This is a genomic window from Alkaliphilus crotonatoxidans (assembly GCF_054658015.1).
On the sequence record NZ_BAAHXS010000006.1, the window covers coordinates 1065606 to 1083778 of the forward strand.

The 18173-nt window shown below is 37.8% G+C and carries 19 protein-coding genes; 1 reads left to right on the top strand and 18 read right to left on the bottom strand.

Annotated elements, in window-relative coordinates:
- Nucleotides 1–10: 10 nt before the first annotated feature.
- Together ACYQ1I_RS17140 and ACYQ1I_RS17145 are read right to left on the bottom strand one after the other, a co-directional pair.
- Nucleotides 11–1396 carry a tryptophanase gene (locus tag ACYQ1I_RS17140; RefSeq protein ID WP_459767501.1) on the bottom strand — a complete coding sequence of 462 codons (1386 nt, stop codon included), beginning with the start codon at nt 1394–1396 and terminating at the stop codon, nt 11–13.
- An 87-nt stretch (nt 1397–1483) separates the two neighbouring features.
- The gene (locus tag ACYQ1I_RS17145) at nt 1484–1867 is read right to left on the bottom strand and encodes a RidA family protein (protein ID WP_459767503.1); all 384 of its coding nucleotides are present in this window, start codon (nt 1865–1867) and stop codon (nt 1484–1486) included.
- 424 nt (nt 1868–2291) lie between these two features.
- Between ACYQ1I_RS17145 and ACYQ1I_RS17150 the strand changes: the two genes are divergently transcribed.
- Nucleotides 2292–2972: a helix-turn-helix transcriptional regulator gene (locus ACYQ1I_RS17150; RefSeq protein WP_459767505.1), complete on the top strand. Its 681-nt coding sequence runs from the start codon at nt 2292–2294 to the stop codon at nt 2970–2972.
- Between the two features lie 40 nt (nt 2973–3012).
- Here the strand turns inward: ACYQ1I_RS17150 and ACYQ1I_RS17155 are convergent, their stop codons facing one another.
- The 16 genes from ACYQ1I_RS17155 to ACYQ1I_RS17230 all read right to left on the bottom strand — a co-directional run bounded on the left by ACYQ1I_RS17155 (nt 3013) and on the right by ACYQ1I_RS17230 (nt 18139).
- The gene (locus tag ACYQ1I_RS17155) at nt 3013–3795 is read right to left on the bottom strand and encodes a hypothetical protein (RefSeq protein ID WP_459767507.1); all 783 of its coding nucleotides are present in this window, start codon (nt 3793–3795) and stop codon (nt 3013–3015) included.
- A gap of 9 nt (nt 3796–3804) precedes the next feature.
- Nucleotides 3805–4536 carry a hypothetical protein gene (locus tag ACYQ1I_RS17160; RefSeq protein ID WP_459767509.1) on the bottom strand — a complete coding sequence of 244 codons (732 nt, stop codon included), beginning with the start codon at nt 4534–4536 and terminating at the stop codon, nt 3805–3807.
- 28 nt (nt 4537–4564) lie between these two features.
- Complete coding sequence (locus ACYQ1I_RS17165) at nt 4565–4906, bottom strand: hypothetical protein (protein ID WP_459767511.1); 342 nt, start codon at nt 4904–4906, stop codon at nt 4565–4567.
- 15 nt (nt 4907–4921) lie between these two features.
- Nucleotides 4922–5305 carry a hypothetical protein gene (locus tag ACYQ1I_RS17170; protein ID WP_459767513.1) on the bottom strand — a complete coding sequence of 128 codons (384 nt, stop codon included), beginning with the start codon at nt 5303–5305 and terminating at the stop codon, nt 4922–4924.
- 15 nt (nt 5306–5320) lie between these two features.
- Nucleotides 5321–6460, bottom strand: a complete 1140-nt coding sequence (locus ACYQ1I_RS17175) for a hypothetical protein (protein WP_459767515.1) — start codon at nt 6458–6460, stop codon at nt 5321–5323.
- Between the two features lie 13 nt (nt 6461–6473).
- Complete coding sequence (locus ACYQ1I_RS17180; protein WP_459767517.1) at nt 6474–7418, bottom strand: hypothetical protein; 945 nt, start codon at nt 7416–7418, stop codon at nt 6474–6476.
- 4 nt (nt 7419–7422) lie between these two features.
- The gene (locus ACYQ1I_RS17185; RefSeq protein ID WP_459767519.1) at nt 7423–9072 is read right to left on the bottom strand and encodes a P-loop NTPase family protein; all 1650 of its coding nucleotides are present in this window, start codon (nt 9070–9072) and stop codon (nt 7423–7425) included.
- Nucleotides 9072–9908, bottom strand: coding sequence for a CpaE/TadZ family protein (locus ACYQ1I_RS17190; protein ID WP_459767520.1), 837 nt, complete (start codon nt 9906–9908; stop codon nt 9072–9074). Before ACYQ1I_RS17190 ends, ACYQ1I_RS17185 begins: the two co-directional genes overlap by 1 nt.
- 12 nt (nt 9909–9920) lie before the next feature.
- Nucleotides 9921–10718, bottom strand: a complete 798-nt coding sequence (locus ACYQ1I_RS17195; protein WP_459767522.1) for a CpaB family protein — start codon at nt 10716–10718, stop codon at nt 9921–9923.
- A gap of 10 nt (nt 10719–10728) precedes the next feature.
- Nucleotides 10729–12471 (bottom strand): protein kinase domain-containing protein, encoded by a 1743-nt coding sequence (locus ACYQ1I_RS17200; protein ID WP_459767524.1) that lies wholly within the window; start codon nt 12469–12471, stop codon nt 10729–10731.
- A 523-nt stretch (nt 12472–12994) separates the two neighbouring features.
- Nucleotides 12995–13282 carry a 50S ribosomal protein L27 gene (gene rpmA / locus ACYQ1I_RS17205; RefSeq protein WP_459767526.1) on the bottom strand — a complete coding sequence of 96 codons (288 nt, stop codon included), beginning with the start codon at nt 13280–13282 and terminating at the stop codon, nt 12995–12997.
- A gap of 3 nt (nt 13283–13285) precedes the next feature.
- A complete protein-coding gene (locus ACYQ1I_RS17210; protein ID WP_459767528.1) occupies nt 13286–13618 on the bottom strand; it encodes a ribosomal-processing cysteine protease Prp in 333 nt (110 codons plus the stop codon).
- Nucleotides 13619–13627: 9 nt separating this feature from the next.
- Nucleotides 13628–13939, bottom strand: coding sequence for a 50S ribosomal protein L21 (gene rplU / locus ACYQ1I_RS17215; RefSeq protein ID WP_459767530.1), 312 nt, complete (start codon nt 13937–13939; stop codon nt 13628–13630).
- A gap of 110 nt (nt 13940–14049) precedes the next feature.
- Nucleotides 14050–15549 (bottom strand): Rne/Rng family ribonuclease, encoded by a 1500-nt coding sequence (locus ACYQ1I_RS17220; protein ID WP_459767532.1) that lies wholly within the window; start codon nt 15547–15549, stop codon nt 14050–14052.
- Between the two features lie 26 nt (nt 15550–15575).
- A complete protein-coding gene (locus tag ACYQ1I_RS17225; RefSeq protein WP_459767534.1) occupies nt 15576–16301 on the bottom strand; it encodes a TIGR03936 family radical SAM-associated protein in 726 nt (241 codons plus the stop codon).
- The gene (locus tag ACYQ1I_RS17230) at nt 16301–18139 is read right to left on the bottom strand and encodes a TIGR03960 family B12-binding radical SAM protein (protein ID WP_459767536.1); all 1839 of its coding nucleotides are present in this window, start codon (nt 18137–18139) and stop codon (nt 16301–16303) included. The genes ACYQ1I_RS17225 and ACYQ1I_RS17230 overlap by 1 nt, the downstream gene beginning before the upstream one ends.
- Nucleotides 18140–18173: the final 34 nt, after the last annotated feature.

Sequence of the window (18173 nt, forward strand, 5' to 3'; positions counted from 1 at the left end):
GGTAAGTTTTTTATTTTTCTACTGGAACAAGGCTTGCCTGGAAGTGTCTAAGGACTGGCGGCTCCCATGTGATTTTATAGCCTTTTACTTCCTTTGCTCTTTCTTTGATAGCAATCAACGCATCGGCCATCACATCAATATGCGCTTGTGTATAGACCCGGCGAGGAATTGCAAGACGGGTAAATTCAAAGTTTGACTTTAACTGTTCCCCTGTATCGGGATCATTTCCTAGCATATAAGACCCTATATCGCATGTACGAATTCCGGCCTCTTTATAAAGCTCAATTGCAAGGGCTTGTCCTGGAAATTCATAATAGGGGATATGGGGAAGCATTGCCTTTGCATCTACGAATACACCATGTCCACCTACTGGTGATTGATATGCAATGCCTGCTTCATCAAGACGTCCCGCTAGATATTCCACTTGTCCAATACGATAACGCAGGTAATTTTCGTCTAGGCCCTCATTAAGTCCAATTGCTAAGCTCTCAAGATCACGACCAGACAGCCCGCCATAGGTTACGAAGCCTTCATATGAAATTGTGCGTCCTTTACAACCCTGATACAGTTCTTCATCTTCTTTAATACCAAGCAGCCCACCCATGTTTACAATTGTATCCTTTTTAGCACTCATTGTAAACATATCTGCATAGCTAAACATTTCCTTTACAATTTCTTTTATTGATTTATCTGCATATCCTTCTTCTCTTTGTTTTACGAAGTAAGCATTTTCTGCATATCGTGCAGCATCAATACAGAACTTGATACCGTATTTTTTACAAATCGCCGCTGTTTCCTTTACGTTTTGTACAGATACCGGCTGTCCACCTGCGGAGTTATTTGTCACAGTCATAATCACAACAGCTATCTTATCTGCACCATACTCATTAATTAAAGCCTCTAATTTTTGGGTATCCATGTTTCCTTTGAAGGGTGCTCTTTTTGTTGGATCACCAGCTTCAGGAACAACACAATCAATAGCCCTTGCACCTGCTAATTCTACGTGGGCCCTTGTTGTATCAAAATGCATATTAGAGATGGAGTATTGACCCTCTCCCATTAGCAGTCCAAATAGAACCTTTTCTGCGGCACGGCCTTGATGAACTGGCTGAATATACTTGTACCCAAAAATGTCTTGCGCTGTTTCGATAAGTTTAAAATAACTTGCAGAACCGGCATAGGCTTCGTCACCTCTCATTACGCCAGCCCATTGCTCTTGACTCATTGCATTTGTTCCACTGTCGGTCAACAAGTCAATATATACATCTTCGCCCTTAAGATTAAATAAATTGTACTTGGCTTCAGCAATTTTTTGTTCTCTTTCTTCCCGAGTTAGCATCTTAATTGTCTCTACCATTTTAATTCTAAATGGCTCTGGTACATATTTTACTCCCATAACAAAGACCTCCCACTTTTAATTTAATTTATCTTCATTCATTTAAAATATAAAATAGTTTATTCTAAATGAATAAATTCTATATTGTTAACCCTCGACAGCAATGGCTTCTATTTCGACCAATGCGTCCTTAGGCAGCCGCGCCACCTCGAACGCCGACCGTGCAGGATAGTTACCTTCTCCAAATACTGCTTCATACACTTCATTCATTTCTTTAAAATGATTTATATCACTTAAAAATACTGTTGTTTTCAAGACATTATGTAGCCCTGAGCCTTGAGATTCTAATATTTGTTTTAGATTCTCCAGAGATTGTCTGGTTTGTTCCTTGATGCCTCCTGGTACAAACTCACCTGTTTTCGTATCAATTGGCAGCTGACCAGAGACAAATATTAGCCCTGCCGCTGTGGTTCCCTGAGAATATGGACCTATGGCAGACGGTGCATTCTTTGTATTAATAATTTTTTTCATACTCCTTCGCCTCCTTTGAAATAATATTATCACTGTTATAATTTTTTGTCAACACATTCAATAACTTTTTATTAAACTTAAAAATTGCTAGTATCTTAAGTATATCCATTTAGTCTGATACCCTTTGAAATTCCTTCATTCAATTAATTTTGCATTAACAAAATAGATTAATTATTTTTTATTATAATAATAAATTATAATCAAACTGCTATTTTCATTGCAAATTCCCTTTTGTTATGCTAATCTATTGTATAAAGCCAAGACGCCGTTCTAAATTATCTTTCTTTACTTAATACTCGATCGACGTAAATCTCTTTTTTTAATCACTTACACCTTTTTCACTTTCATCTGAAATTATGATATGAATAGACTATAATTCACTTTTTAATTTGAATCAATAAACAATTGAAGGGCAGGTAAAAAAATGGATGATAAATTACTGAAACAGTACAGTATTATAGTGGAGTTTTTAGGGAAGGCCCTGGGGCCTGACTATGAAATAGCTTTACATGATATTGGCGATCACACCAACTCAATTGTGGCAATTGCCAATGGACATGTCAGCGGACGAACTGTTGGTGCACCCATGACGAATTTCGGATTAAATGTCGTATCCTATAAAACCTACAAAAACAGTAACTACAAGCTCAACTACAATGGTGTTTCTAATGATCAACGTATTTTAAGATCTTCTACTCTATTTATTAAAGATGAAAATGAAGAGCTTGTCGGACTATTATGTATTAACTTTGATGATCGAAAATATGTAGATATTTGCAATCAAATATTAAAGCTCTGTCATCCCGATGAATTAATAGAACAAAACAGTACCTATGAATCTGTTAATTCCCTTTTAGATGAGGCGGAAACCCTTTCCGGTTCAATTACAGAGGTGGTTGAAACCGTTTTGAATAAGGTTCTGGCGGAAACCAATATTCCTATCGATCGATTGACGCAAGAGGAACGGCTCAATATCGTCGATATTTTGAATCAAAAAGGTGTTTTTATGCTGAAGGGAGCCGTCAGCGAGGTGGCAAAGCAGCTTCGTTGTTCTGAACCCAGCATCTATCGTTATCTAAGTAAGCTCACCAAAGATAGGGAATGAGCAAAAGCTATTGGCTGTATCCTGCCAATAGCTTCTTATTTTATCTGGCCATTCCCTTTTCTACCTCCAGGGTATAGCCCACCACATTATAATTAGTAAACTGAAATTCTCTTTGGTCTATTCCAACGCTATGTTCCTCCCCGTAGATCACAAAAAAGGTCAGGCCATCCAATACATTAAAATGACCATAATTCCGAATGTACTCAAAATCTACCGATGCAGGATTTTGTATTTCAACAGCCAAAGGCACCCCTTCATTAAATCGACTTGTTTCAAAAGCAATCCTTTCATTAATACGATTAATAATTATTTCTTCCCTTTCAACCTCTGTCATATTTAGGGCAGTAATTTTAATTAATTGCTTTTCGCCTTTTTCATTGAAGGTATAGATTTCGTTAAGGGTGGTTAAATAATAAAGCTGCCCTTCGTGTACTACATTAAAATAATAGGGGGGACTCCATCGGTCCTGTTTGTCAGCTATATAGAATCGATCATAATAAACCAGCACCTTTAACAAAATGCGATCCTTTACGCTTTCATATGCTTCAGGATTGTACAGGTTTCTGTATAATATTTCATAAAATTCCGTCAATAATAAACCGTGATCAATATCAGGTTCTATATTTTCTTTAAAATAGCCCAGGGCAATATGCTCTTGATTAGTTGTTTCCAGATTCACTGCCTTTGCCAGGGCCTTGGCAGATAAATTCAAGCTGTGCTTGACATCGGCGACAGCAAAGCGGTTTTGTTGCAAATGAAAGGCTGCAAAAAAAAGTAGTATTAAGAAGATCATAATGATAATTAAAGATACCCCTTGTCCCATAAAGGCCTCCTATTGTTGAATGAACTTAATAAGCGTAAGTTCACCTAAAGCATCGTATTCCAAATTCCGTATAAAGTCACCATAATCATAGATGTAATTAATGCCTGAATTGGCCTGTTCGTCTTCATCATCTCCATAATATCGATTGGTGACATTGACCTCTGGATGACTGCTGGCACCATAATATTTTCCCGAACCTGTCATTTTAGTTTGCACAAAAACTGCCACCTGATCTATCTGTGCTTGCCGCTCTATTTCAACAATCACATCATAGCCCTTTACCAGATCTTTGGCGTTTTTTGCAATCATCGCTGTCTTAACAGATTTAATTCGATTTTCCGATATCCTATCCGGCTGGAAACCTAAAGTGTTTGCCGACATCAGTCGCCCAAAAAATGTTTGGTTTTGATCCTCCAGATATATGGTAATACGATCACCTATAGCCAGTCGTTTGTCGATTATATCCTCATAATCAAAATAAACATCGTAGACCCCCGGTTTTATCTGTTTTTCCAGTTTTAGCCTGACAAAGTAGCTTCCATATCTTCCAATCTGATCTGAAAAACGATCAAAAAGACTCTGGGTTAATATACCATTGGTGGCGACAACCTCAGTCATATGATAATTCAATTCATTGATTTCACCCTTCACCGTCTCCTGCAGAAAGTATAGGGAGATTAACACCACCATAAAACTGATTAATATAACAGATACAATTCCAGCAATCACTTTTCCTATCATGTTAACCTCCATCCTTTCAGAAATTAGTTTATCGACTTAAGTCAATTTGTTCAAATTTAATGCTTTCCAGCTCCCCATTAGCATTATAGGATTTTGTCATTTTAAACAAAGCTCCCTCCACAACGTTGGAAATGCTTAATCGATCATTATCCGCATCTCTAATATCCAACCCTATTCCAGTACCACTGTAGCTTTTGACAGTATTACCAGTAACAATATTGGGATCTTGAAGCATTTGATTTACCTTATGCTGTTCAATGGCAGCCCGGTCCCCCATATCCTTGGCCCCCGATACCTGTCCCAGTACAGCATATCCAATCAACCCCAATACCAGTACAATTCCTACAATTGTTGCAATTGTTTTATCCATTTTACAAGCACCCCTTTACTCTTTTTGTAAGTACGCGATTTTTTTAATTTTAGTTTCCTCATAGATAATTACAGAAGAAAAGCTTTCTTCGTAGGAAATTGAAAATTCATCAGGCACATATGATTCGTCAATATACTGTTTTGTGATCCCCCCTACAGTCACTTCAACCATTACCTCTGGATCCCTGCTATAATAACGTATAACTGAAACTACGTCACCTCCCTTCACCAAATTTTGATCCAGTGAAAGCATGCTGGTGACCTTGATCTTTTCCAGATCCTCAACCTTCCCTGCCGCTACATTGATTAATTCCATATTATTGCGCCAGAGCTGAATTCCAACCATTGTTAGTCCAAGTAACATTACAGAAATTATTATTGTAGCTATAACTGTTTTCATGATTCGCTCCTTCTTCTATACTAATTGATTCATATCGTATGCCGTTAACCACGGTCTAAGCATATATACTGTTAGTAATGCAATCAACAGGAAGCTCCCAATAATTCCCCAGGCATGAATAAACTCTATTTGCTTTCTTACCTTTCTGATTTGCTGTCTTCGCTCCAGCTTGAACTCATTTTCTATATTGATAATGGCCTGGTCAAAATCATAATTATTTGCCTGATCGAGCTTTTCCAAAAATAGCTTAATGTCAATATCCTTTTCTCGATGAATAAACTGACGATAAATTGTTTGATTGGAAACTGTATTTTTCTTATTTTCTCTTTCAATAGCCCTAAGCATTTTTTCATAATACTTGGATTTATCAATTAACCGGACTAAGACCTCAATAAAATCCACCGGCTTAATACTACCATTGAGAATAATCAAACGTTTTAGAAAACGAAGCTCCCTTTTTTTATCTCCCTTAATCATCAAGTTATAAAGCCCTAACCCCATTAGAGGAAAAACATTTAATATGAGAATTGTTATTAAAAATTTAATATTATGATATTGCTTAATTTGATAAAAGTCTCTGAGTCGATAATAAACCTTATTGGCAGTAATCTGATTTGGTTGAAGCTGCTCGTTATTCGATTGAGCAATCAAATCATAAATGATTGCCTCTACCTGTATCTTATCAAGATTTTTGAATTTTCCAGGCGACAAAATCGACAAAGCCTGATTTAAAAAATAAACTTCCTGCTCTAAGGCTGATTCCTTCATCTCCTCTGGAATACTGAGGGAATAGATGGGCTCCATATAATATGAATAGCTGCGAAAAATATGTTGACTGTCCGCCTTGATGTCTGTAACCCTGATGATTCCTGCTGCCATAAGAATTAAGACTAAAAATAACAGTCTCCAGATAATATATTTCGCCACTGACCACGATGTATATTTCAGCCTTTCTTCATACCATTGGTACAGCCTGTTTTTCTTTAATGGAATGAGCTTCCTTTCCAGGGTGAAAATCAATCTTTTATAAAGGCTTCGTTGCCGAATGACCTTTAATGCCTTTATTTTTATATTCCGTCTATTGAAGAATATATAAAACGAAATAACGATGGCAAAAAACAAGGGGATAAGGAATAGAAATTTATCTATCTTCATGGGGTTTGCTCCTTCATTGGGTTTTTTCCATGTATAACAGTGTGCCGATATAAAAGATAATTGTAATTAAAATCATCAATTGCATACGTTCTGCATAACCACTCCGTAAAAACTCCGTCGACTTTTCCCCCAGGGCAGCCCCATTGAATTTGTTAATGAGTGGTAATCCCAGGGGAAGTAATATACCCAGCAGCATATACATCCTGCTGGTCAAGATTAAGTCCTTTTTATTTTCAATATCCGTTAATATTTCTTCGGTAATATTTTCAAACTGCTTTTTAATACCTTCCTTCCCCCCCTTATAGTAGGCTTGACTAATTAAATTTAACAGAAGGGTAAAATACTCGTCTTGGTACATTTGTTCCAATAGCGAAAAGGTTTCATCTATCTTTTCTCGGTTATTTTTTCGCAAAACATTTCTAATGCGAATCATTTCTCTTTGTATTGCACCACTAAAATCTTCTACGGAAATATCGATGGCCTTTAGAATGTCTCCTTCGGTGGTATATCGACTGTTAAGTATCTTAAAGGCCTCGGGCAATTGTAGCGTAAATTTTAACAATACAATGGAATTTGTCAGATAGGTCAATAATACCAATACCAGCATACCCATCAGCAAATACAGCACCTTAACATACCACAAAACCGTTTGAACAGATAAGGTCACTTTTAATATCCAAGCTGCGATGATCAATAAGAGAATTAGCATAAGGGAACTGTATTCTCTATTTTTTTCCATTGAGTAATTATTATAGATTCCGATTCTGATGGCGATGGTATTTAATATTTTTTTGAATTCATTGTTTTTTTCTAAAGCAAGCCGAAGACTTCTTAAGGGATTAATGCTTTTTTTACGGACTAAATATTTTCGTTTACGAAATACCAAGATTAACTTTGTAATTAAGAAAATAGCGAAAAGCCCTATGGCTGCCGTTAAGCTAATATACCCTATGATCATTGTTTCAGCACCCGCCTTTGGCCTTTTTATCCCTAAAGCTACGCTTGAAGGCTTCAATTTCTTCTATCGAAACAAATTGCTGAAGCTTTTTAAAATAATTGTCTGAAGGCAAATTAACCGGAAGCCAACACATATGCCCTCTATCAAAGCGAATAATTTCGTTATAGCGGTAGCATTTTTGATAAAGGTATTTCGATAGGGCGATCTGGGCCATATTAACTAAATTCGATAGCCTTTCCTCCATGGGCCCATCTGTTTCAGGGGGAAGATCGTAGTTTTTTTCAAGGTAACAAATCTCAACAACCCTCTCAATGATGATTTTACCGTCCTCTAGCTTACTTAGATGAAAAATCAAATCAATTCCCCTGGAAATATCCTCCTCTGCCTTTTGGCTATCATCATACATATCCGTTCCCATAAGTAGGTTTCTACAGCTAGCCACCGCTTCAAAGGGAGAAAACAAATGAATCGTCCCCCCCACCCCGGCGTTAAGCCGTAAACAACAATTAATCAACTGGCTGATTTCTTCAGACTTTGTAATCTCACCGACAAACAGAACATCTCTGGCCATTTTTAGCATTGTCTGAAATTGTTCGGCGATTGTTCGCCTGGGGTTTTCTATCAGGGTAATAATATTTTTCCAGGGATACTTCCTTCGAGCCTGCAACTCATCCTGGGTATCTAAAATCCCAATTCCCCAATAATTGGGAACCTTTTCTATGGTGGCTGCCAAAAAAGTAGATTTTCCCACTCCCATATCACTGCCTGAAATTAAATATGAGCCCCGACCCTTTTGATTCATAATGATTAGATTGTAAATGAGCTCATCTAATGTCCCATAATTTTCCTTCATTTCCTCTAGGGTGATTTTTTTCAAATTAAAAATTCTCTCATTATATAATAGGTCTGAGTCAGCGGCCGTTGCCGAATAGCCTGCCACAGTAATTCTACTGGCATTATTTTTCGAGGCAACCACGGTAGGATTTTGTTCGTCATATTGTATCTTACTATTTCGGGTTGTTTTCTTTTGAATGTTGATAATTGTATCATTATCTGCAATTTTTAAAAATTCCAGCCTTATCTTTTTCCCTCGGTACACGATATAGATGTAATCCTTATCTAATATGCCAATTTCATTTATATTGTGATGCTGCAGGGTATCGATGGCATCCTGTCCATCCTCATGGGCATAAATCAATGTGGCCAATATTTTAATTGCCCTTGCCTTGTTCCCGTAATCCTTTAATTCCTCTAGGTTTTCTGCAAATATCTTAAGTATGTCATCCCTTGAAATTACAGTGTGAAATTGATATTGATCAATAAGCTGCCCAATATCATATCGATCCAGCAGAATTTCAAATAATACCCTGCTGTCATTGTTCTCCCAGGCCTTCAAATTAATAATTTCCCTCAATTGCCTTTCATTGATTTGTAAAACATCCTCAATCACCTTAGCATATTGACTTATAATCAGCCGCCTGGCCCGATAGTCCCCCAGAACAGCCTGGTCTTTAAATGAAATGAAATCCTTCAGCTCTTTCGCTGCCTGATCCCGTTCAATCCCATATATACCTGCATACAAATCAGGATCCTCATAAATTCCTTCTATTTTAGCGTAGTACGCTTCGATTATCTTTTTTAACTCCTGCTTCATTAAAAATTCCTCCTAGGGTTTAAAAATCTTCTAAATACGCTTTTAACCCCCTTATCCTCCCTTTCATTTTCTTCCAATGAAAAGCCTCCGCCCTGTGTCAAAATACATTTTGCCATTCTTTCCAGTTCCCTGTTGTACCCCTGAGTATTTTCAATTTCATGGAAGGCATAATTTAAAATACTGTTATCATTACATTCATTCAAAAGATATGGATCAAAGGGGAGTCGATATATTTCGTTATTGATAAACCCCATATTTTTTAGATCTTTTTTAATTTCCTTAGCATTATATCTAATTACTTCATCCGTATAATGATCCATCCAACGATTAATCACAAAGCTAATCTTATCTTTTTCATCTAAATACATGGGTTGATGTTTAACACACTGTATTGCTCTTTTATTTTGATCCAAGACCATGATAATGGACTGGACTTGACGTAGAATCTCTTTGAATCCCGGCGTACCTAAAAAATCCATATGAATTAATGTAATCGGATAGCTTGACCGAACCATTTCCAAAAGTGCTTTAATATCATCTAAACTGACTGTAAAACATCGATTGGCATCCATTATATCAATCATTGGATTCACTGCTTTTACACATTTATTAAAATGGATGGGATTTTGAAGCATACCTGAATCCAGTAGGGTTTTAAATTCATCAAGTCCCCTTGTCCATTGACTATCACTCAAATAATGGGCTATATCGTGGTTTTGCTGAAAGTCAATAATTAAGGCCTTTCTTTTAATCATTTGTGTTAGCTTAGCCGTTAAATTAATTGTCGTTACTGATTGCCCCACGGCTCTTCTGGGGGCTACGATACCAACTAGCATTTTTTCACCCCATTAATTATCATAGACGATCAGATCCTTTGGCTGATCTGTCACCCCATGATTTTCTTTTTGATTCAATATCGACATGCGCTGCTGCTGGAGGGCCTTATGGTAATCAAAGGTTTTTATTGATTGGGTCTGTTCTTTATCGTGATATAGTCGGGTTTCTAGATTTCCCAGCTCCTGGGCCAGGGTTAAATCCCGATATTGCCCTTCATCTACCGATAAAATGATGGTATAGTCCTTTTCATCCTGTTCAAATTCATCATTTACAGACTCAATTATTTTTCTCACCTTCATTTTCGATGCCACAACATCATAGTCTCCATTACCATAATGAACTAAAACATCCACAATATTACCACTCTTTACTTCATTGGCCACCAGACTGGTGACAGTAAATTCCTTTAATCGTTCATCATCACCATACCAATCCTCATTAGTTAAAAACTGATCATGGATTAGCTGTTGTCCATGGCTTAGATTATATTTTGTAATCATGCCTTCGATGGCTTCCGTTTCTTTAATAGCTCCTTCTACTATGTATTTAGTGGGCATCTCGATTTGAACAATATGTTCATCAAACAGCTCCCTGGTTATTTCAGTATACTTGCCGATTCCATCAGGCTTTGCTACCACCCAGACAAGCTCCTTTGGCATAAAATCTTCATCCAATTCTTCCCGAACACTTGCTTCAACGGCCATGGCCACCCTGGGTATCTTAAATTGATGATAATATAGCAATATACCAGAAAAAAAGAATAGACCAATAATTGCAATTAATAATTTTCTTTGTTTTTCCCGATTCATTCCCATCCTCCTACTCTTTATTGGAAAAGCCGAATAGTTTTGTTATTTGTTTGAATAGCCCCTCTGTTTGATTCTCTTCTTCAGGAAAATAATACTGGATGATTTCATCAAAGGCTGCCATTAATAGATTATCTTTGATTTCAATAGCTGGCCTTCTGTCGGCCAAGGCCTTTACAATAGAAGTATAGTCATCTGGAAGAAGAAAGGTTTGATTGATTGATATGCTATAGCTTTCTTCTTCTGTAATCACCCTTTTACATATGGATTTTATCTGCCTGAGATTGATTGGTAGTCCTTCAACATATCGATTAATAACTAAGTTAATATCCTTTCCCTGTAAATCCAATCCCCTTAAAAATTCCTGCAAACGGTTTAAAAAGCCCACTCTTTGATCCACCACCAGCAATACCTCATCTGCAAACAGTATCAATTTATTTAGGAATTGAAGGGGTACGTCGCTTCCCAGATCAACAATGGTCATTTGAGAATGATTTTTAGCTATACTAAGTAAATTCAACAGCTCTTCCCAGTCTACTTTCAGTTCTACATCCCGATGCTCTGAATAGACCTTTAAATAGGAATTAATTTTTTTGCCTCTGCCTAGAAAATTCTCTTGATTAATTCCCGATAGGCATTCACTGTATTCTTGATCAAAGTGATAGTAAATATCCTTCTTTTTCAGGTCAGTATCAATTAATGCAGTCCTAATATATCGCTGACTGAAACCATAGGCCAGGTTGACCGCTACAGTGGTTTTCCCAGCAGCTTCAGGACTCATTACCAGAATCAGCCTTTTGAAGTTCCTCAAAGGATGATGATATTTCTTGGGATCTTCCTTGGGATTAACCCCCTGCAGCATTAAAAAATGCTGATTTAAGTCCCCTCTTAATTCTATAATGGATTGGTATCTTTCGTCAGGGGCTTCTTTTATGCATTTTTTCAATATTTCTTCCATTTCCTCACTGATGATTCCATGAACCTCTTGCCATTGTACCGGTATCTTTTTCGTTAATAAATAATATAGCATCACCCCCAGACTATAAATATCCGAACGAGGGTCTGCCCTTCCCCTGTGTTGTTCCGGCGCAGCAAAGGCATTGGTAATACCCACCACCGATTTTCTTATACGATCCTTTCCCGCAAATTCTGTTGAAACGCCAAAATCTATCATCACCGCCTTATCTTCTGGTGTGATAATAATATTGGAGGGCTTCATGTCTTGGTATATGATGGGGTAGGGCTTAATGGAATGAAGATACTCCAGGGCATCAGTCAGCTGCATTGACCATGAGACCACTTGTTTTTCCGTAAAGGGGCCTTCCAATTCAAGCTTTTTATTTAGCGAAATCCCCTCTACGTAGCTTTCAACAATATAGATGCCAGTATCATCTTCAAAACGATCAACAATTTTGGGTAAATAAGGATGGTTCAATCGTTTTAAAATATTTTCCTCTCCAGGGATTTTTTTTACTCCCCTATAAGCCTTTAGATGCTTTACCGCCCAGAGATTTCCCAGCTTTAGGTTTAAGCACAAATATACCCTTCCCATTCCTCCTTCCCCTAAAAGCCTTTGAACCTGATATAAGCCATGTAGTATCTCTCCAGGTTCAAAAATAATTTCCTTTTCCTCCAGGGGATCAGTCTCTCCCTCAGCCAGCAGAGAAGTCATGTATTCAGTTTCAACATCATATAAAGAATCTTTGATTCTACCGCTACCCTTAACAGGATCATTTGACACGGAATATTTTTTCAATTATGTCACCTTATTTCTAAATAAAATTATATTTAAACAATTAAGCATTTTTGAAAATATAGTCTTTGTAACTTTAATACTTAATTTAATTAAATAATTAACTATATAATTTTTTATAATAGTATATAAAATTAATCTATTTAATTTTTGTATTCATGCAGTTGTTACACATCAGGCAAAAAAAATATAGAAATTCACATTTTTACTAGGACTGTAGCCTTATAATATAGGTCTAAAGTCTCATTAAAACAAATTATAACAAATACTAGCAAATTTTGCAATTGCTTGTAACGATTTTTTTTGAACTTATTTCCCAATTTTATAAAAATAATGGTTTTTTGTTAAAAAAAAGAGGTCAAAGCAATAACTTCCTTAAGATTAGACCAAATCTCTATACGTTCTCTATTATTCAATTTATTAAGTTTGACTTTCCTATAAATTATAAAAAAAACACCAACTGAGTTGGTGTTATAAAAAATCATAAAAAAACCGCCAATCAAATTGGCGGTTTAACAAAACACGATTAAGCCTCTCTAGGGTAGATACTTACTTGCTTTCTATCTTTTCCTTTTCTTTCAAACTTAACCACTCCATCAATCATTGCAAAAAGGGTATCATCACTACCTCTTCCCACGTTACTTCCTGGATGGATTTTAGTTCCTCTTTGTCTTACGATAATGTTGCCAGCACTGACAAATTGACCATCGGCTCTTTTAACTCCTAGTCTTTTGGCAATACTGTCACGGCCGTTCTTAGAACTACCTACCCCTTTTTTACTGGCAAATAGCTGAAGATCCATGATAAATAACATGACTTACACCTCCTTGTCATGAAGCGATATATATTCAGAATAGCTTATCATTAAATTCCTTATGCCTAATATCATAGTTTCCAATAGCAGCTCTGTCTGCTGCCGCTGCTCCTGGCTCATCATTTTAGGCAGTTCGCAGGATAAAAACCCAGACCGAACCTGATAGTTCGTTTCAATCTTTACAATCTCATGTAGTGCCAACAGCGTAGTCTGACTTAGCACCGATATGGCAGCACATACGATGTCCTCACCATGATCTGCAGCATTGGCATGACCTGAAATCTCATACCTTATAATGGTACCCTGATGATTTCGTTCAATCAATACATCTATCATTGTTCCAACCTAAGCATTGATTTTTTCAATGACTAATTTTGTGTATGGCTGTCTATGACCTTGCTTTTTTCTAAAATCTTTCTTTGGCTTATACTTGAAGACAATAACTTTCTTTGCCTTTCCTTGGGCTAAAACCTTAGCCTCAACCTTTGCTCCTGCAACAACAGGAGTACCGAAGGTTACATTACCATCCTTAGATACTGCCAACACACTGTCAATTGTAACTACATCACCTTCAGCTGCATCCAGCTTTTCAACAAATAATGTGTCACCTTCTTGAACTCTGTATTGCTTACCACCAGTTTCAATAATTGCGTACATTTATTACACCTCCTCAACCCAGTCTCGCCGAATACCAGGTACTTACGTTTTAAAACCCGATCCGTGCGGCTACCTACAGAAATATATGTTATCACAGTAATCTGTTGTTGTCAAGCCTTTATATTATTATTGACCGACCGTAAATGCTCCTCTATTATTTTGATACTGCCCATAATTTTTCTATTTAATTCATTGATATGCATTTTTTCATTTGGCAAAAAATATAGTTTGATTTCAGTTTGCCTTTCGATTTCCTCCAGCAGAAGCTTTTCTTCCTGTAAAGCCTTAAGGGCCAGGGGGTGGATCTCAAAGATAACCCCCTCACAACTGGTATGGGCTTTTATTCTTTTCAGCTGCTTTTCGATTTTTTGAAGCATCATATATTCTGATAATACCTTACCGGTACCCTCACAACAGTCACATTTCTTTAACAATTGAAAATCAAGCCTTTGCCTTACCTTTTTTCGGGTGATCTCCACCAAGCCCAATTGAGTCATCCCCAATATTTTGGTTTTAGTTCTGTCTTTACTTAAGGACTTTTCCAACATCTTCATGATTTCCAAACCATCAGCTTCGCTGGTCATATCAATAAAATCTACAATAATGATTCCACCTATATCCCTAAGCCTTAACTGCTTGGCAATTTCCACAGCAGCCTCTGCATTGGTCTTAAAAACCGTATCCTCTAGATCTATACTGCCCACATATTTGCCGGTATTAACATCTATCACTGTCAACGCCTCGGTGGTATCAATAATAATATAGCCACCGCTTTTTAGCCATATTTTTCTGGAGATTCCCTTTGTGATTTGCCCCTCAATTTGAAACTCCTCAAATATGTCTATATCATCGGTATAGACAAGGCGCTCCTTAAGGTGAGGAGAAATCAGTTCAACCAGTTCCATTGATCGATGGTATTCCTCTTGATCATTGATAATAAACTGATCAATATCTTGATTAAATACATCCCGTATGGTTCGATTGATCAGGTCAAAATCTTTATAAATTAGCCTTGGAGCAAAGCCCAGTTTTTTATCCTTCTCTATCTTCTGCCACAGCCTCAGTAAAAACTTAATATCATCCTTAAAATCTTCCTTGGTCTTCCCCCCAGCCACAGTGCGGACAATGACGCCCATTTTACCAGGCTTAATCTCTTCAATTTCTTTTTTTAACCGCTCCCGTTCCTTTTCATCACCAATTCTTCTGGAAATTCCTACATAGTCCGTATCAGGCATCAAAACTAAATATCGGCCCGGAAGGGTAATATGGGTGGTAACTCTGGCTCCCTTAGAGCCAATGGGTTCTTTAATTACCTGGACCATAATTTCTTGACCAGCCTTAAGGACCTCCTTAATTGATACTTCATTGACCTCAGTTGACGAATCCTGGGGAATGGCGTCCTTCACATAAAGAAAGCTGTTTTTTTCCAGACCAATATCGACAAAGGCAGCCTGCATCCCCGGAAGCACATTGGTTACACGCCCCTTGTAGATATTTCCCACCAGTCGTTTCTGGTTCTTTCTCTCGATATATAACTCCACCAGCTCGTCTTCCTCCAGAAAGGCCAATCTTGTTTCCGTGATTCCCACATCTACTACTATTCGATTCATAAACCCAACTCCCAACTTCTATGCTTTTAATCCATTAAGGGAATAAACTGACCGGCTTCTTCCTTTAATAATGCCAGGCGATTAATCCGTATGGTCTCTAAGTCTATTGGTATCTCACATAATTCCTTCAGCTTGGCCATTAGAACCTCAGGCTTTAGATTTCCAACACTACCGGTCGATAAATTGGCTCTAATAATTAATTCTTTGCTAGTTAGCGAAAAAAGTGTAGCTTCATGAATCCAATTCCGTATATTGATTTCCTGCAATGTATTTTCCGCTCTTCTTCGATGCTTTCCCTTTTTCTTTTTCTCCTTTACTTCTATGATGGAATCCAGCGCTAGAAAATTATTTAGCCTTTCCTCAAAAGTTTGTTGATCCATCTCAGCAGTTAGCTGCACCCTGATTAAATAGATGGAACGCTTTAATATAGCCATTAGTGACTCAGCAGAGGGTTCAATATATTTGCATTTTAACATTCTTAGCCCTGGCGGCATCACGGCATTCAATTGATCTGTAAATTCCTTTGGATCAATTTCCTTTTCCAATTGTAAATCTACATATTCAGCATCACTGGATACACCCACTCCCAATGCAGTGGCAAAGGCCATAATGGGGTGTGGATTAAAGCCTTGACTGTAGGATATTGGAAGCTTACTGCGTCTCATGGCCCTTTCAAATAATCTGACTAAATCCAGATGAGAAATGAAAATCAGATCACCTGTTTTACTAAATTGACAGCGTATCTTCACCATTAGCAGATTCCTCCTATTAACCCTTGATTTATGCCACAGCCCGAACAGTGACTCCTGCAATCGACCGTTAATTGAGCTGCCTTGGCTTTGTCATTTTCTCTTATTAAAAAGGACTTAGTCACCCCCACATCGATGTGATCCCAGGGCAAAATCTCATCAAAAGCTCTCCTTCGATTGGCGTAAAAGGCAGGGTCAATACCACAGCTTTCAAAGACCTCCATCCATCGGGTAAAGCTGAAATGCTCTCCCCAGCCATCGAATTTACAGCCAGCCTCCAGGGCCTGGGCCAATACCTTAGATAGCCTGCGATCGCCCCGGGCAAAGACCCCCTCCAGCATACTGGTTTTTGAATCGTGATAATTAAAGGTGATATTTTTTCGTTTCAGTTTATCCACCAAATGTCTTTGCTTATGATGGATTTCCTCCAGGGAATCCTGGGGCTCCCACTGAAAGGGCGTAAAGGGCTTTGGCACAAAGGTTGAGGCACTTACGGTGATATTAACACCCTTTCCTCGTTTTTCTTTATCAGTCTGATAGTAAACATCCAATACCTGATAGGCCAATTGCTGAATACCATCCAGATCATCAAGGGTTTCTGTCGGCAGGCCGATCATAAAGTAGAGCTTGACACTGGTCCACCCTAATGAAAAGGCCTTTTCAGTGGCCTTAATTAGATCATCAGCAGTTAGTCCCTTATTAATTACATCCCTTAATCTTTGGGTTCCTGCCTCTGGAGCAAAGGTTAAACCAGTTTTTCTAACCTTTTGTATCTCTTGAATTAATTCAAAGGTAAAGTTATCGAGTCTAAGGGATGGCAAGGAAATACCTATTTTGTCATCGGAGTACTGATCTATTAAATGTCTGACCAGCCTTTCAAGCTCAGAATAATCGCTGGTGCTTAGGGAAGAAAGAGAGATTTCCTCATAGCCTGTGCTGGCCAGTAGCTTCTGAGCTAAATCCTGCAGTCGATCAAAGCCCTTTTCTCTAACTGGACGATAGATAATTCCAGCCTGGCAGAATCGGCATCCCCTGGTACACCCCCTGAAAACCTCCAGCATCACCCGATCATGGACTACATTCAAGTAAGGTACAATAAGCTCTTCGGGGTAAAAGGCCTGGTTTAAATCCTTGACGATACGTTTTTTTACCTTTGCAGGGGCATTTTCATTGATCGGGTAAAATCGGCTGATTTCCCCTGTTTCCTCATACTCCACAGCATAAAATGCAGGTATGTAAACACCCTGTAAAGCAGCAATTTTTTCAAGGAAGCTTTTTTTACAATAATTGGACTGCTTCATTTGATAGTATATTTCCATAATCTCCGGTAAAACCTCCTCAGCCTCTCCCAATATGACAATATCAACAAAGTCTGCAAGGGGCTCTGGGTTATAGCTACAGGGGCCGCCTACAATTACCAAGGGGTCTGTTTCACTGCGATCTCGAGAAAGGATTTTAATACCGGCTAGATCAAGCATATTTAATATATTCGTATAGCTTAATTCATATTGAAGCGTAAAGCCAATAAAATCGAAATTTTTAATGGGTTCACGGCTCTCTAAACCAAAAAGGGGAATCTGATGCTTTCTCATTTCTGCTTCCATATCTACGGCAGGGGCAAATACCCTTTCACAGTAGACATAATTCTCTTTATTTAACAAATGGTAAATGATCTGCATGCCTAAATGGCTCATACCAATTTCATAGATATCAGGAAAGCAAAAAGCAAAACGAACAGTATCCCCAGCTACCTCTTTGTGGATACTGTTTAGTTCGTTTCCCAAATATCGTGCAGGCTTTTCAACCTTAAATAACAGATCGTATATTTCAACTCGATTCATTTGTGATCCTCCATTCAAATTTCACCTTTGTTTT

What these genes read in the sequence shown, in the direction of transcription:
- ACYQ1I_RS17140 (WP_459767501.1), bottom strand. Translation starts at nt 1,396, where the DNA reads ATGGGAGTAAAATATGTACCAGAGCCATTTAGAATTAAAATGGTAGAG.
- ACYQ1I_RS17145 (WP_459767503.1), bottom strand. Translation starts at nt 1,867, where the DNA reads ATGAAAAAAATTATTAATACAAAGAATGCACCGTCTGCCATAGGTCCA.
- ACYQ1I_RS17150 (WP_459767505.1), top strand. Translation starts at nt 2,292, where the DNA reads ATGGATGATAAATTACTGAAACAGTACAGTATTATAGTGGAGTTTTTA.
- ACYQ1I_RS17155 (WP_459767507.1), bottom strand. Translation starts at nt 3,795, where the DNA reads ATGGGACAAGGGGTATCTTTAATTATCATTATGATCTTCTTAATACTA.
- ACYQ1I_RS17160 (WP_459767509.1), bottom strand. Translation starts at nt 4,536, where the DNA reads ATGATAGGAAAAGTGATTGCTGGAATTGTATCTGTTATATTAATCAGT.
- ACYQ1I_RS17165 (WP_459767511.1), bottom strand. Translation starts at nt 4,906, where the DNA reads ATGGATAAAACAATTGCAACAATTGTAGGAATTGTACTGGTATTGGGG.
- ACYQ1I_RS17170 (WP_459767513.1), bottom strand. Translation starts at nt 5,305, where the DNA reads ATGAAAACAGTTATAGCTACAATAATAATTTCTGTAATGTTACTTGGA.
- ACYQ1I_RS17175 (WP_459767515.1), bottom strand. Translation starts at nt 6,460, where the DNA reads ATGAAGATAGATAAATTTCTATTCCTTATCCCCTTGTTTTTTGCCATC.
- ACYQ1I_RS17180 (WP_459767517.1), bottom strand. Translation starts at nt 7,418, where the DNA reads ATGATCATAGGGTATATTAGCTTAACGGCAGCCATAGGGCTTTTCGCT.
- ACYQ1I_RS17185 (WP_459767519.1), bottom strand. Translation starts at nt 9,072, where the DNA reads ATGAAGCAGGAGTTAAAAAAGATAATCGAAGCGTACTACGCTAAAATA.
- ACYQ1I_RS17190 (WP_459767520.1), bottom strand. Translation starts at nt 9,908, where the DNA reads ATGCTAGTTGGTATCGTAGCCCCCAGAAGAGCCGTGGGGCAATCAGTA.
- ACYQ1I_RS17195 (WP_459767522.1), bottom strand. Translation starts at nt 10,718, where the DNA reads ATGAATCGGGAAAAACAAAGAAAATTATTAATTGCAATTATTGGTCTA.
- rpmA (WP_459767526.1), bottom strand. Translation starts at nt 13,282, where the DNA reads ATGTTATTTATCATGGATCTTCAGCTATTTGCCAGTAAAAAAGGGGTA.
- ACYQ1I_RS17210 (WP_459767528.1), bottom strand. Translation starts at nt 13,618, where the DNA reads ATGATAGATGTATTGATTGAACGAAATCATCAGGGTACCATTATAAGG.
- rplU (WP_459767530.1), bottom strand. Translation starts at nt 13,939, where the DNA reads ATGTACGCAATTATTGAAACTGGTGGTAAGCAATACAGAGTTCAAGAA.
- ACYQ1I_RS17220 (WP_459767532.1), bottom strand. Translation starts at nt 15,549, where the DNA reads ATGAATCGAATAGTAGTAGATGTGGGAATCACGGAAACAAGATTGGCC.
- ACYQ1I_RS17225 (WP_459767534.1), bottom strand. Translation starts at nt 16,301, where the DNA reads ATGGTGAAGATACGCTGTCAATTTAGTAAAACAGGTGATCTGATTTTC.
- ACYQ1I_RS17230 (WP_459767536.1), bottom strand. Translation starts at nt 18,139, where the DNA reads ATGAATCGAGTTGAAATATACGATCTGTTATTTAAGGTTGAAAAGCCT.